Below are 13,454 nucleotides of genomic sequence, written 5' to 3'. Positions count from 1 at the left end.
ATTGGAGAGGTATAGACAGTAGGCGACAGACGACAGACAACAGTCAACAGTCAACAGTCAACAGTCAACAGTTAACAGACCAATAACAAAAATAACTAACAAAGGATACGCATGATCAAAAATACAACTGCATCTGCTCTAAAAGTTATTCCCCTCGGCGGGCTGCACGAAATCGGTAAAAACACTTGTGTGTTCGAGTACGGCGACGAAATCATTCTTTTAGATGCCGGTTTAGCGTTCCCGACAGATGGAATGCACGGGGTAAATATTGTCCTCCCAGACATGACTTACCTGCGGGAAAACAGCCACAAAATTAAAGGTATGATCGTGACTCACGGTCACGAAGACCACATAGGTGGTATCCCTTATCACCTCAAACAATTTGAAATTCCGGTCATCTACGGCCCCCGTTTGGCGATGGCTTTGCTAGCCGGAAAACTCGAAGAAGCCGGAGTGTCTCACCGCACTGAATTGAGAACGGTTCGACCCAGGGATACTGTCAGAATTGGCAAGAATTTCTTAGTAGAATACATCCGCAACACTCACTCGATGGCCGACAGTTTTACTGTGGCAATTCACACTCCCGTGGGAATTGTGATCCACACCGGAGACTTTAAAATTGACCACACTCCTGTAGACGGCGAGCATTTTGATTTGCAAAAGCTAGCGGAGTACGGCGAAAGAGGCGTGTTGTGCTTGATTAGCGATTCTACTAACTCGGAAGTTCCCGGTTTTACCGCTTCGGAAGGTTCTGTGGCGCCGAATTTAGACAGAATTATCGCTCAAGCACCGGGAAGAGTGCTGCTGACGACTTTTGCTTCGTCGGTACACCGATTGCAAATTGTTTTGGACTTGGCTAAGAAAAACAATCGGTATGTGGGAGTGGTTGGCCGGTCGATGCTTAACGTCATCGCTCACTGCCGCAATCTCGGCTACATCAAATGCGAAGATAGTATTTTCAAACCGCTGAAAGAAATCCGCAATTTGGCTGAAGACAAGGTGCTGATTTTAACTACAGGTTCCCAAGGCGAACCAATGGCGGCGATGACTCGCATTGCTAACGGCGAACATCACGAACTGAAAATCAGAAAGGGCGATACAGTCATTTTCTCGGCTAATCCGATTCCCGGAAATACGATCGCAGTGGTAAACACGATCGATAAACTGATGATGCTGGGAGCACACGTGGTTTACGGCCGCGATAAAGGCATTCACGTTTCGGGTCACGGTTGTCAAGAAGACCAAAAGTTAATGATTAACATGACTCGTCCCAAGTTCTTCTTGCCAGTGCACGGGGAACACCGGATGCTGATCCAGCACTCCAAGACGGCTCAAAGCATGGGCATTCCCGCTAGCAATATGGTGGTTATTGATAACGGCGATGTCGTAGAATTGACCGAAAATTCGATGCGAGTCGCTGGTCAAGTGCCTTCAGGAATTGAATTGGTAGATGCTTCTCGATCGGGCGTGGTCAAAGCTAGCGTCCTCAAGGAACGTCAGCAGTTAGCCGGAGATGGCGTTGTAACGGTAGCGGCGGCTTTGAATTGGGAAGGCAAATTAGTTGCCAAACCAGAAGTTCACTTGAAAGGTGTAGTGACATCAGCCGATCGCGCGGAGGTGATCGGATTAATCACTCAAACCATTGAAACAGTTTTGAGCGATCGCTGGTCAGAATTTGTAAAACCCGCGACTGCTGACTCGCAAGTTGACATTGACTGGGTAGGAGTTCAAACGCAAATAGAAAAGGCAATTGGGCGAGTGATGCGCCGGGAACTGCAAAGCAATCCGCTGCTGGTATTCCTGATGCAAATTCCAGAAGAAGCAGTGCGATCGGAAAAAGCAGCAGTATCTCCAGGTGCCCTGGAAGCACCTAAGCTATTATCATCGCCATCATCGGCATCGCCATCCTTGCCATCCCCATCCTTGCCATCTCCTGCCAATCAGGTGACTGGCCGGCGCCGTCCCCGGACTGCTGCAAGGGCAGCTTCCTAGTGCGATAATTTTCTGACGCACTGCGGACAAAGAAATAAGTTTTAGGTTTGTAGTTGCGCTTGGGTACCCAAGCGCAGCTACCAACCTACATTTGATTTCCTAAAACGCAAATGAACGCAGATAGATTTAAATAACTATCTGCGTTCATTTGCGTTCGTCTGCCTCAATCTGCGGTTAAAAATTAATCAGCCACCAGCAACAGCAGGAACAATGCTGACTTCATCGCCATCTTGGAGGGCTGTTTTTGAGCCATCCAAAAAGCGGATGTCTTCGCTGTTGACGTAGAAGTTGAGAAATCTGCGGGGTTCTCCCTTTTCGTCGCACAGGCTTTTTTTGATGCCAGGACAATTGGTTTCCAGGGATTCAATTAGTTCGGAAATGTTATCGCCGGCGCATTCGATCGTGGCTTGATTGTTGGTAAATTTTTGCAGGGGAGTGGGAATTAAAACTTTGACGGTCATTTTTTTAGTCCTTAGTCAGTAGTCAGTAGTCAGTAGTCAGTAGTCAGTAGTCCTTAGTCAGTAGTCCTTAGTCAGTAGTCAGCAGCTTAATAACTAATAACTAATGACTAATGACTGATGACTATTAATCAGTAGTCCTTAGTCAGTAGTCAGCAGCTTAATAACTAATAACTAATGACTAATGACTGATGACTATTAATCAGTAGTCCTCAGTCATTAGTCAACAGCTTAATAACTAATAACTAATGACTAATGACTGATGACTAATGACTATTAAACCGAAACTTGTTGCCATTCCAAGCGTTCGAGCGTGCGGGCGCGTTCTAGGGCGCGCTCGAACGCTTCTAGTTTCGGTTCGAGGGTGATGGGTTCGCCGATGTAGCCTTGAACTGCTTCTTGCGTTTTCAAACCGTTGCCGGTGATGTAAGCGACGGTGGTTTCATCGGGATTGATTTTACCTGCTTCTACAAGTTTCTTCAAGACTGCGATGGTCGTGCCGCCTGCGGTTTCTGTGAATATGCCTTCAGTTTCTGCTAGCAGTTTCATGCCTTCGATGATTTCGGTGTCGCTGACGGATTCAATGTTGCCGTTGGTTTTGCGGGCGATTTCCAAGGCGTACATACCGTCGGCTGGATTGCCGATCGCGATCGACTTAGCAATTGTATTCGGTTTCACCGGTTTGACGAAATCACGGCCTTCGCGGAAGGCTTGGGCGATGGGGGAACAGCCGTCAGCTTGGGCGCCGCTGAATCGGACTTTCTTTTCATCAACTAAACCGACTTCGATGAATTCTTGAAAACCTTTGTAAATTTTTGTGAACAAAGAGCCGGAGGCGAGGGGAGCGACGATGTGATCGGGCAATTGCCAGCCTAGTTGTTCGGCAACTTCGTAACCGAGGGTTTTGGAGCCTTCGGAATAGTAGGGACGCAAGTTGATATTGACAAATCCCCAGCCATGTGTATTGGCGACTTCGCAACAGAGACGGTTAACTTGGTCGTAGTTGCCGTGAACTGCCATGACAGTTGGATTGTAAATCAGAGTGCCGAGGACTTTGCCTGCTTCTAAGTCGGAGGGGATGAAGACTACGCAGTCGAGTCCGGCGTGGGCGGCGATCGCAGCCGTAGAGTTAGCTAAATTGCCGGTGCTGGCACAGGATACCGTTGTGAAACCCAATTCTCTCGCTCTGCTGAGGGCGACTGACACCACTCTGTCTTTAAAGCTGAGAGTGGGCATATTGACGGCATCGTTTTTAATATAAAGATTTTTTAGACCGAGGCGACGCGCCAACCGGTGGGATTTTAATAGAGGAGTCATCCCAGTGCCGACATCGATGACGTTATCTGTAGCGACTGGTAAAAATGCGCGGTAGCGCCAGATCGAGTTGGGGCCGGCTGCGATGGTTTGGCGAGTGACGGTGCGGCGGATGGCGTCGTAGTCGTACTTGACTTCAAGCGGGCCAAAACAGCAATCGCAGACGTGCTTGGCTTGGAGTTCGTACTCTTCGCCGCATTCTTTACATTTGAGGGCTGTGAAGGTTGCTGCTGTGGATTGGGTTCTGGTCGCCTGGGTCATAGCTCAACTCTCTAGTTTTGCGATGTTTGTTAATTCTTTTCGCAGAATACCACGCTCAAATTAGTGCGTCAACCATACCCGATTTTTTTAGTCGGGATTGATTTTTCAATTAAAGAGTGGTGTATTTAACTTTGATATTTGCGCGGGCGGGACGCCCACACCACAAGGATTTGAGTTGTTTTCACGATCGGGTTCTTAATCCAGATTGTCAGCCCTGCACGCAAGCCCGATCGAGCTCAAGGATGATTTGCCGACGAAATTGTTACAAAACTTAATAAATCTTTTTTGGGCTAAGAATTGGGCAGTCGTGCGATCGAACACAACTACAAAACCTCGAATTTTTGATTAACTGAGATATTGCACCCTTCTCGCTTAACAGGCAAGATGCCTGTTCCACAACAAAATTCATTCTTTGTGGAACAGGCATCTTGCCTGTTCCTAAAAAGCTTATTGACAATGGTGCAACATTTCAGATGAACCAACTTAGCCTACCCGCCGCTGACGGGAGGGATGAGGACAACTTCGTCACCGTCTTGGAGGATGGTGTCGGGGGAGACGAATTCCAGGTTGAGGCCAAAGCGGGTGCGATCGCGCCATTGTTCTAATTGAGGATATTGGGCGATCGAGCTTTCGAGCACTTGAGACACTGGGGTTTCGGGAGGAAGTTCTAAGGTAAGTTCCGAAACGCCGTAGGCTTCACCGAAGGCGGCAAACAGTTTAACGGTAATGGTAATCGAAGAGTTAGACACGGCTGTTGAGTGCGATCGACGGTTGGGCAATTATCAACTACACCATACAATTAATTAGGAATTAGGCGCGCCGAGGCTTAGAATTGAAAGCGGCAACCTCTAGTTAAGTTTTACCCCATCGGGTAAAGATGATAGTTGATTGCAGCAAAAAGTCTTAACCGGATTGTATGCCGATCGCTCTCACCAACCAGGCGTTAGAAGCAGTTGGCATCCACTTAGATGCAGCTAGCTAACGTCTAGTTGGCTGCTGTTGAGGCTAATGCGAGAATAATTTTTGAGGATGGGGTATAGATACTTTACCGTAATTGTGGGAGAGTACAAAAAGATCCCACTAAATTTAGCAGGCAACAACGCAGACAAGGGCCTGTAAACCCGCTTCTCCTGACGAAAAATCAGGTTATCAAGTGCGGCTTGGAATAGTCAAACCTTTGCCCTGCTTAGCAAGCTAGCCGTTCTATCTAAGAAGAATACTGAAGTTAACGCGATAGAGATATATGGCAAATAACGAGTTTAAAGTGCTTCAAATTATTGAAGCTAAAGGCTGGTATGCCTTTGGGAGTACGAAGCAAAACCAGCACGTTGAGAGATGGGTAAGACCTGTTGTGTGTTGGGTTTTAATAGAAGATAAAAAAAAGCGACGGGTTGTGACAGCTACCGCTAGCTATCAGATCCAGATTGACGACAAAGAAGTCGAGTTTTTTGCCCACGAAAGCGAAATTCAGGATCTGGATAGTCTCCCGAAGTCTGTCTCGGTATCGGAATTTCTGAAAACAGAAGATTGAGAGAAGGGCAAAAGGAGCTGATTTAACAAGTTATTAATTATTCCTTAGTGATTCCTTAAACTTGCTGTCGGATTCTATTTCAATGAGAGGCAGAACTCTAGATTGGGGACAGGGGCAGATGGGAACAGGGGGAGAATTTATATTTTTGCCTTCCCTTCAGCATCTTGTACCCAATGCCGGAAGTAGCCCAAAAAATAAAGAGGCCGGAAGATTGCAGGCAATGCCAACGCGCTTCCGACCTTGCTGAATAACAGGGTATGCATATGTTTTTACAGTATGGCAGGGAGGCTTTTGAGATATCAAGAGGACTATTGCAATCACCCACTTTTGCTTTCAGGCTGTGTTTGCGAGGTTCATACTATTTTAGACTGAGAATTTGAAAATTGAGAGGGGGGAGGCTTACAGGTCAAGGATTCTAGCTATTTATCTGTAGCGGGGGCTACAAAAAATGGTGGCATTGGCGGACGATCGCACATTCTCGCTAAATTGTTTGCACTCAAAGCTGAAAGTTCGATCGCCACCTGCAACTGCTGCGACTTCAAACCCCACTAACAACAGGTTCAGGCTTCTGCTGCGACATCCGCCGCCCCAGCAGGGCCATCCGCACGCCGCCGGCCGGCCCTAAAGTCACCCCTCGGCGTTTGGCCTGTACGGGCTTTTTCTCGGCCAATACTAGGTCGAAATCCCGCAAAATGGTTGCCAACACGAGTTTCATCTCCAACTGCGCCAGCGCCAAGCCGATACAGCGGCGGCTGCCGCCTCCAAAGGGCAAATACTCGTAAGGCGAGAATTGTCTCTCCAAAAACCGTTCCGGTTTAAATTGCAGCGGTTCTGGATACAAATCCTCCCGTCTGTGAGTCAAATAAATCGAGCCGACGACAACTGTGCCCGGTTCGAGTTGATGTCCCATCAGTTCCACGGGCGTGAGAACTTCTCGCGGAAACGTCAGCATTGCCACGGGGTAAATTCGCAGCGTCTCCTGACAAACTGCACTCAGGTAAGGTAAGCGGAAAATCTCCATCGGGTCGGGATTTTCCCCCAAACTGTCCAATTCTTGCAGCAACTTCTGGCGCACCGAGGGCAGGTGGTGAATCCAGTAAAACGCCCAAGCTAGGGCCGTTGCTGTGGTTTCGTGGCCTGCCAGCAGCAGCGTCATCAACTCGTCGCGCAATTCTTCCTTCGTCATTGGTTGCCCGTTTTCGTCGCGCGCGGCCATCATTAAGCTGAGAATGTCGGTGCGGCTGGCGTCTGGTTGCTGTGTGCGTTCTTCAATTTCCGCGTCGATGAGTGCGTCAACTTTCCGCTGCCGCTGTTTCATGCGTCCCCAAGGACTCCAAGATCCCCAATCTTGCTGCATCCAGCCGAAAAACAGTATGCTCGATCGCAGGGGAGAGTTGGTCATATCGACGACTGAGGCAAGTAGTGGTCTGAGTGCTTGTAACCGCGGCCCGTCATCCATGCCGAAGACAGCTTGCAAGATTACCCGCATGGTGACTTCCTGCATGGCGCTGCGGGCCACAAAAGGTCGATCGGCCGACCATTTGCTGGCAACATCTTGAGCTATATCGCAAATTAGTTGACCGTAATTCCGCATCCGTTCCCCGTGAAAGGGTGGCATCAATAATTGGCGCTGGCGTTTGTGCCTTTCTCCTGAGAGGAGAAACATGGATTGTTCTCCCAGCAGGGGTTTGAGGAGGCTGTTCAGGCGGCCTGGAGCGTGAAACGCGTTGCTGTTGAGCATCTCCTGGATAGCTTGCGGGTGGCTGATCATCACCAATGGTTTCCCGTTGTTCACTTGAGCCGTGAAAATGTCGCCGTATTGTTTGGCACATTTATCCATGTATGTCAGCGGATCGCCGATCCATTGAATTAGCTGCACGAAGCGGGGGCTTTTGGGGCCGTCAGGTAGTGTCATAGGAATTACCGGGGTTTTGGTCACAGGACTTAGCAGCATCAAAAAACCTCAAAGGGTTTGAAGGTTTATTTAATCCCTCCCAACCCTTGTTTTTAAGGGGAGAATTGCGTAAGTCCCATCTCCAATAATTTTAACTATCAGCCGGGAAGTCCCTCGGTATATTTAGAGGGGATGAATCTGAGCGCTACGCGAAGTACCCCGAATAAATTACCGAGCGTGATGTCCAGAAGCGTCGGGTGTCGCGGACGGAAACCGACAATTAAACATTGCAAGTACCTTAAATTTTGATGTACTTTCTAAATATTAAATCAAAAGAAATGGTACATTAAGGTAGGTCGAAAAAGGAGTTTCCGATGCAACTCACATACAAATACCGCCTCAAACCCACCAAAGCCCAATTAGCAACAATTGTGGCTCATTTAGAACTCTGTCGTCGGCAGTACAACTACCGACTTGGCGAAAGATTTAGATGGTGGGAAGCCACGAGAACACCTATCAATGCCTGCCCCCTGATTGTTTCGATAGTTACTGTTGAGGAAATTTATCAAAATATTCCTTTAACTAGGGTGCAGACTAGGGATGGTAGAAAAAAGGATGAATCAGGCAATCCTTTAACTAAAAAAGGTGAGGTTTTCTCGAACATTGAAGGCGGATATGTACAGTGGCAAACCATACAGCTTGCCGACATGAAAAACACTAAAAAGCAATTTCCTGATTATAAAGTGTTGGATTCTCAGGTTTTACAGGATGTCGTCAACAGGGTTGAAACTTCCTTTTCAAATTTTACAACGCCCGACAAAAATGGCAATCGTAGAGGCAAGCCCAAGTTCAAAGGACTTCACTACTACAAATCTTTCACTTATCCTCAATTAGACAATCTTGACATTATTAAGGATGAGCAGAATAGGATTTGTATTGACCTCGCAAAAATAGGTCAAGTACCGATGGTTTTCCATCGTCCAATACCAACAGGATTTAAGGTTAAGACGGGAACGGTTATTCGAGAAGCGGATGGGTGGTATATTTCCTTAACGCTAGAAGATAAGACTGTTCCCGTAACGGTTGCAGAAATTCAACCAACTGATAAAAATACTCTTGGTATCGACTTGGGAATCACGAATTACATTTACCTTTCCAATGGTGAAAGAGTTGAAAATCCTAGATTTTTGAGAAAATCTGCCCAGAAATTAGCAAAACTTCAAGCGAAGCTGGCTAGTAGGGTTAAAGGTTCTAAGCCTTGGAAAATAATCAAGGATAAGATTTCTCAACTTCACCAGTTTATAGCTAGATATAGAGTAGATTTTCAATTCAAAACGGCACAGGAGCTATTCGGCAAATGTGATGTTTTAGTTGTTGAAGATTTGAGTGTCAAAAATCTGACTAGACGTGCCAAGCCGAAGACTGACATTGAGAATGGTAGCTTGGTTTATTTACCTAATGGTCAATCAGCTAAAAGTGGTTTGAATAAATCCATGCTTGATGCTGCTCACGGACAATTCGCCAGCGTCCTCAAATATGTTGCCTGGAAATTAGGTAAAAGCGTTTTATTTGTTGACCCCAAAGGCACATCTGGGCATTGCTGGAATTGCCTTAATAAAGTACCAAAAGAATTGTCGGAGCGATGGCATTATTGCCAGTGCGGAGAATCCTTAGATCGAGATGAAAATTCAGCCAAACTTATAAGAAGGATTGGTCTAACTTACGAAAGTGGCGGGGGAACTCCGTCACTCAAAAAAGCCTTTGAACAAAAGGAAAAAGAAGCCTGCGGTCTAACGGTACTCCGTTGACCGTCAGGTTAGTTCACTAGCTTATTCTTTAACCGTGTTCAAAATGTCCTCCCCAAGCTCTGTAAAACGCACAGTTTTGATTTGCCAAGGAGCATAACTGGTTAAAGTTTGGCGCAGCCCACCGAACAAACCTAACATCTGACAACTCGACAGATTTTGCAATTTCTGCCGCGAATTTCCCGATGCTCGCAGATCCACGGTAGCTATTCCGAGGTCGCGATCGATCTTGAGGCGATAACCAGCCAAACCAAGACTATCGAAAATCTGCTGCTTTAACACTTCATTAACCGCCGATGACATTAACTGATTCTCTGGGCCTGTAACTGTTTCCTGCTTCAGAGTTTGACACAAATTATCTACCTTATAAACCGTAACGGTGGCAGTATTTTCTGAGAGGGCAGCACTGCCTAAAACTGAGGCAACAGAGTTAGAAGGCTGCGTTAATTGACTCGATCGAGCCTCAATTTGATTTCCCGTTAGCTGTAGGTGTTGGAAATGAGGGGCGCTGGCTGAGAGTTGCCTCTGGTTTTCGGTTGAGGTAGCTGCATCTGAGCTAGAACAACTGCTACCGCCCATCAAAATTAACCAAACGCCTAAATATCCTAACTGTTTGCAGATAAGGTTCATAGTTTTTAATATTCCACTAAACGTCAGTGTATGGAGGGTGAATTTTGGTGGTAGAAAGCACTTAGACCCTGATTACACTCACTTAGAAGTATTTCCCGCAGTACGGAGATGAAAACAAGTTAAGAGTTCTTTTTAATACCTGGATTTTAGTGTTATCTCCAGCAAGATGGGTTTTACCCTTCAGTGCAGTAACCCAGGAGTCTACCTGTCTCAGCAGATCAAGCTCGCGACCGAGCACGTAAGTGATATCAAATATCGTGTCACTAGGTGTGATGTACCCTTGCAATTCGAGCCATTCCAATATCTGAGGCAAAGAGCCTCTTTCCGGTTTGCGACAGCCCGAGCTGGATTAGTAGTAATGAGGACAGAATTGCGACTTGCGCGGGCATTTTAAGCTCGGCTTCGGAGCGTTTTTTTTAACAGCGCCGAAATCGCCGTTAGAGGAAACGTGCAAGTCGCGAACAATATCAAAACTTACGCATCAAGAGCAAAAAAACCGGGTTTTTTAACCAGGCATAAGGGCTACAACGAAATGTTTTCGTAAAAAAAACAGGTTTCTGGTCAAGTCGCGAAGAACATAATTTCCAAGTCAGCGGAGTTGTAACGAACAAGCGTGTCAAGGGTGTTATCGCAGCATTCGGTGATTTTTGTGCCGAATCTCATAAAACACAGGGAAAAAATCATGAGACAGCAATTATTGACAAAAGTTTTGGTGGCAACAGCCATCGCCCTCAGCGGCCTGACGGTTGCTTCTGGATCGAGTTACGGTCGGCAAGTACCGGGGGAAAGTGGATTTTGGTGTAACACCTCGACCCGTGCGCCGGTGACAGTGTACCAAAACGCTCAAGGTGCCGTAGAGCCTTGGATTGAGTGGACTTCCGATTATTTCTCCGGTTCTGGCTACGATCCGGCCACTCGGTGTCAATTAGTGAGTCAACGCCTCGAAACCTATCGCCGCCAACGAATGCTTAAGTACATTACTGCGGGCCAAATGAACGGCCAGAACGTCATCTGCACGGCGAATCAAGTCAATGGGCGGTGTCAAAATTTGATTTATACCCTCAGACCTGGCCAAGACCCGATCGGCTCTTTGTATAATTTGTTGGCTTGGCGCCAAGGATATGTCGGGATGCCGTCTTTTGATGAAAGCAGTAAAATTCCTTACATTGATGTCAGGGAAAAGCTAGGGGAAAACACTGTTGATGGCGTGCAACTGCCCCCTTTTCCCCACCGTTCCGACAGCCTTAAAGATTGGCAAATTTTCCATCCGATCGCCAATTCCAAGGATTGAGGTGGAAAATTTGGTGCGTCAAACAGCGCTACGCATCCCGACGGGAATATCTCCTGGTTCTGGGACGATCGTCCGGCAGCATGGCCAAAGCTATACGGTGCTGACTAAATAGCACGTTGTGGCGATCGGACTTGTCACCGACGACTGCCTCCTCTACCCACTGCTAGCAGTTCTGAGCCGGCTGGGCAATACCGATCTGGCGATCGTTCTGTTTCGCAGCGCGATCGAGTATAAAATAGCACGCTTAAGCCTTGAGGCAGGAGCGGTGTCTGAGGCAATGCTGGTAGTCGGCTTTCCTGCGGGTGCTGAGGTTGGGAGTTTCGCTGACCACGAATTTCAAAGGTGGTACCCGCCACGTGATTTATCCGTCGAGTCAATCCAAAATCGAAAATCGAAAATCCTCAAGCCCCCGCATTTATCCGTGGGGTCGCCTCTAAAATCTAAAATCTAAAATCTAAAATCGATGGACGCGGGCTTCGTTTCGGTGCTGCTACCCAAATCTTTGCCTCACGGTTATAGCTTGGGTTATACCAATGAGGTTAAAATCGGTATGAGCCGCGACCCGATTTTTCATGCCAAAGGTTTCTTGGTGGGGATTAACTGTAGGGGCAAGTATCGAGATCCAAATTTTGGCGTTTATGCTTTTTAAGATGGAAGTGAACCAACAGCGGAATTATTGGAAAAAATGGTTAAATCCAGTTGGGGAATTCCGATTAGTACAGCAGTTCTCAATCTTGGTGAGGTATGCCGACGGAGGCCTATGCTCTATGCGCTATGCCCTATGCCCGCGAGAGCACCTCATGTTACTGAGAAAGGCTATATATATTGGCAGTTCGCCTCGTTTCATCTAGGGAGTTATCGATGAATGTGTGGAGTTTGCGGTTTGACGCGCTGACAATCATCTTGACAGGTGCATTAACAGTGACGGCGGTTGTTAGCCAACAATATGCTGCCTGTGCCAAAACAGCCGAAGAAATTGCCCAGCTAGCGACGTTGACAACTGTGGAAGTCAACAATACGCTGGGTTTTTTTGCTAGTGGATCGGGAGTAATTATTGCCAAACAGGGTAATATTTACACTGTTCTGACAGCTAATCATGTGGTGGCAAGCCTCGCTCAAAAATACAGCATTCGCACTCATTTGGAGAAGGACTATGCTGCGATTAGAATACAGCGCCTACCTAAAAATGACACGGATATAGACTTGGCTTTGATACAGTTTCAGAGCCGAGAACAGTATCCAGTAGCACCAATGGGCGAGTCAGAACGTGCTGTTGTTGGTTCTGCTATTTACGTTTCGGGCTATCCGCTGCCAATTTCGGGAGTTGAACGAAAACTTGAGTTTACTACTGGTATCATCTCTTCTCGCTTGGGCCGCGCCTCATCAGGGTATCGTCTGCGCTACCAAGCTGTAACCAGGCGCGGGATGAGCGGCGGGCCTGTATTTGATGCTGATGGCAGGGTAATAGGAATTCACGGCCAGGGGGATACTGTTGGCACAATTAGAAGTCAGTGGAACGGTCAGATTGAGGAGATAAAAACCGGGTTGAACGCGGCAATCCCGATCGATGCTTTTAGGGAGTTGCTATCACAAAATAAGCGTAACGGCTTGGATATTCTCAGCAATCTTTCTATCAGCAGCGCCTCTGGTCAAAACCAACCGAATCTGGGTTATGGAGGATTTGTGTGCGATACCTCCACGGGCGAGCCGGTGACTGTGTATCAAAATCCGCAAGGGTTCAGGGAGCCTTGGATTCGCTGGAATTCTAATTTCTTTTCTAGTTCTGGCTACGATCCTCTAACTCGCTGCCAACAAGTGACTCAGCGCCTTGAGAATTATAACAGAAATAAACAGCTAAATTATGTGACTGTGGGTATTGTAAATAACCAGAAAGCGATTTGCACGACTAGCCGCGTTAATGGGCCTTGCGAAGGTTTGATCTACACGCTGCGCCGCGATCAAGATCCGACTCCTGCACTAAGCAGTTTTTTTGTTTGGCTGCGGAATCAAAAGGCTGTGCCTTCTCTTTCTGAAAGCGGTACTGTGCTGTATATCGATGTCCGGGAACGGCTGGAACAATTTTAGATTGGCGATTTAAGATTTTAGAGGGATGAGTAATGGGTAAACACAGAACCCCGGCTTTTTTTTATAAGTCGGGGCTCTCAAACAACTACTTATTAGCTGAAAATTTGAGATATTTTACTTATTTATCACTGACATAATAGAACTCATGATTTTTTGGAACACGGAAGCTATAAAATTACTCTTACATTAATCT

Annotated in this window: 13 protein-coding genes; 7 read left to right on the top strand and 6 right to left on the bottom strand. The window is 47.0% G+C overall.

The genetic code is table 11. The features are described 5' to 3' along the window. Nucleotides 1-111: 111 nt before the first annotated feature. Nucleotides 112-1,992 carry a ribonuclease J gene (locus tag QT990_RS00165; RefSeq protein ID WP_333138500.1) on the top strand — a complete coding sequence of 627 codons (1,881 nt, stop codon included), beginning with the start codon at nucleotides 112-114 and terminating at the stop codon, nucleotides 1,990-1,992. Nucleotides 1,993-2,177: 185 nt separating this feature from the next. On the opposite strand, the gene QT990_RS00160 is transcribed toward QT990_RS00165, so the two are convergent. From QT990_RS00160 to QT990_RS00150, 3 genes are all read right to left on the bottom strand, one after another. Further along, nucleotides 2,178-2,453 (bottom strand): MoaD/ThiS family protein, encoded by a 276-nt coding sequence (locus QT990_RS00160; RefSeq protein ID WP_006632924.1) that lies wholly within the window; start codon nucleotides 2,451-2,453, stop codon nucleotides 2,178-2,180. A gap of 273 nt (nucleotides 2,454-2,726) precedes the next feature. Then, on the bottom strand, nucleotides 2,727-4,025 hold the full coding sequence (gene thrC, locus QT990_RS00155; protein ID WP_333464760.1) for a threonine synthase: 1,299 nt from the start codon (nucleotides 4,023-4,025) through the stop codon (nucleotides 2,727-2,729). A 488-nt stretch (nucleotides 4,026-4,513) separates the two neighbouring features. Then, entirely contained in the window at nucleotides 4,514-4,774 is a 261-nt protein-coding gene (locus tag QT990_RS00150; protein WP_015179186.1) for a MoaD/ThiS family protein, read from the bottom strand. A gap of 494 nt (nucleotides 4,775-5,268) precedes the next feature. On the opposite strand from QT990_RS00150, the gene QT990_RS00145 reads away from it, so the two are divergent. Beyond that, nucleotides 5,269-5,556, top strand: a complete 288-nt coding sequence (locus QT990_RS00145) for a hypothetical protein (RefSeq protein ID WP_333138507.1) — start codon at nucleotides 5,269-5,271, stop codon at nucleotides 5,554-5,556. A 419-nt stretch (nucleotides 5,557-5,975) separates the two neighbouring features. On the opposite strand, the gene QT990_RS00140 is transcribed toward QT990_RS00145, so the two are convergent. Beyond that, entirely contained in the window at nucleotides 5,976-6,098 is a 123-nt protein-coding gene (locus QT990_RS00140) for a hypothetical protein (protein WP_333138509.1), read from the bottom strand. After that, nucleotides 6,095-7,471 carry a cytochrome P450 gene (locus tag QT990_RS00135; protein ID WP_333464759.1) on the bottom strand — a complete coding sequence of 459 codons (1,377 nt, stop codon included), beginning with the start codon at nucleotides 7,469-7,471 and terminating at the stop codon, nucleotides 6,095-6,097. Before QT990_RS00135 ends, QT990_RS00140 begins: the two co-directional genes overlap by 4 nt. A gap of 353 nt (nucleotides 7,472-7,824) precedes the next feature. Here QT990_RS00135 and QT990_RS00130 point away from each other — a divergent pair, with 353 nt between their 5' ends. Next, on the top strand, nucleotides 7,825-9,258 hold the full coding sequence (locus QT990_RS00130; protein WP_333464758.1) for a transposase: 1,434 nt from the start codon (nucleotides 7,825-7,827) through the stop codon (nucleotides 9,256-9,258). A gap of 21 nt (nucleotides 9,259-9,279) precedes the next feature. Here QT990_RS00130 and QT990_RS00125 read toward each other — a convergent pair whose 3' ends face one another. After that, nucleotides 9,280-9,885 (bottom strand): hypothetical protein, encoded by a 606-nt coding sequence (locus tag QT990_RS00125; protein ID WP_333464757.1) that lies wholly within the window; start codon nucleotides 9,883-9,885, stop codon nucleotides 9,280-9,282. Nucleotides 9,886-10,567: 682 nt separating this feature from the next. Between QT990_RS00125 and QT990_RS00120 the strand changes: the two genes are divergently transcribed. From QT990_RS00120 to QT990_RS00105, 4 genes are all read left to right on the top strand, one after another. Further along, a complete protein-coding gene (locus tag QT990_RS00120; RefSeq protein WP_333412811.1) occupies nucleotides 10,568-11,176 on the top strand; it encodes a COP23 domain-containing protein in 609 nt (202 codons plus the stop codon). Between the two features lie 118 nt (nucleotides 11,177-11,294). Next, complete coding sequence (locus QT990_RS00115) at nucleotides 11,295-11,627, top strand: hypothetical protein (RefSeq protein WP_333300151.1); 333 nt, start codon at nucleotides 11,295-11,297, stop codon at nucleotides 11,625-11,627. A gap of 12 nt (nucleotides 11,628-11,639) precedes the next feature. Then, nucleotides 11,640-11,825: a hypothetical protein gene (locus QT990_RS00110; RefSeq protein ID WP_333138521.1), complete on the top strand. Its 186-nt coding sequence runs from the start codon at nucleotides 11,640-11,642 to the stop codon at nucleotides 11,823-11,825. Nucleotides 11,826-12,037: 212 nt separating this feature from the next. Further along, on the top strand, nucleotides 12,038-13,261 hold the full coding sequence (locus QT990_RS00105) for a COP23 domain-containing protein (RefSeq protein WP_333412810.1): 1,224 nt from the start codon (nucleotides 12,038-12,040) through the stop codon (nucleotides 13,259-13,261). Nucleotides 13,262-13,454 lie beyond the last annotated feature (193 nt).

This window comes from Microcoleus sp. T3_B1 (genome assembly GCF_036700445.1).
GTDB lineage: Bacteria > Cyanobacteriota > Cyanobacteriia > Cyanobacteriales > Microcoleaceae > Microcoleus.
Note: the sequence above shows the minus strand (reverse complement) of the source record. Positions and strands in the feature narration are given on the sequence as shown.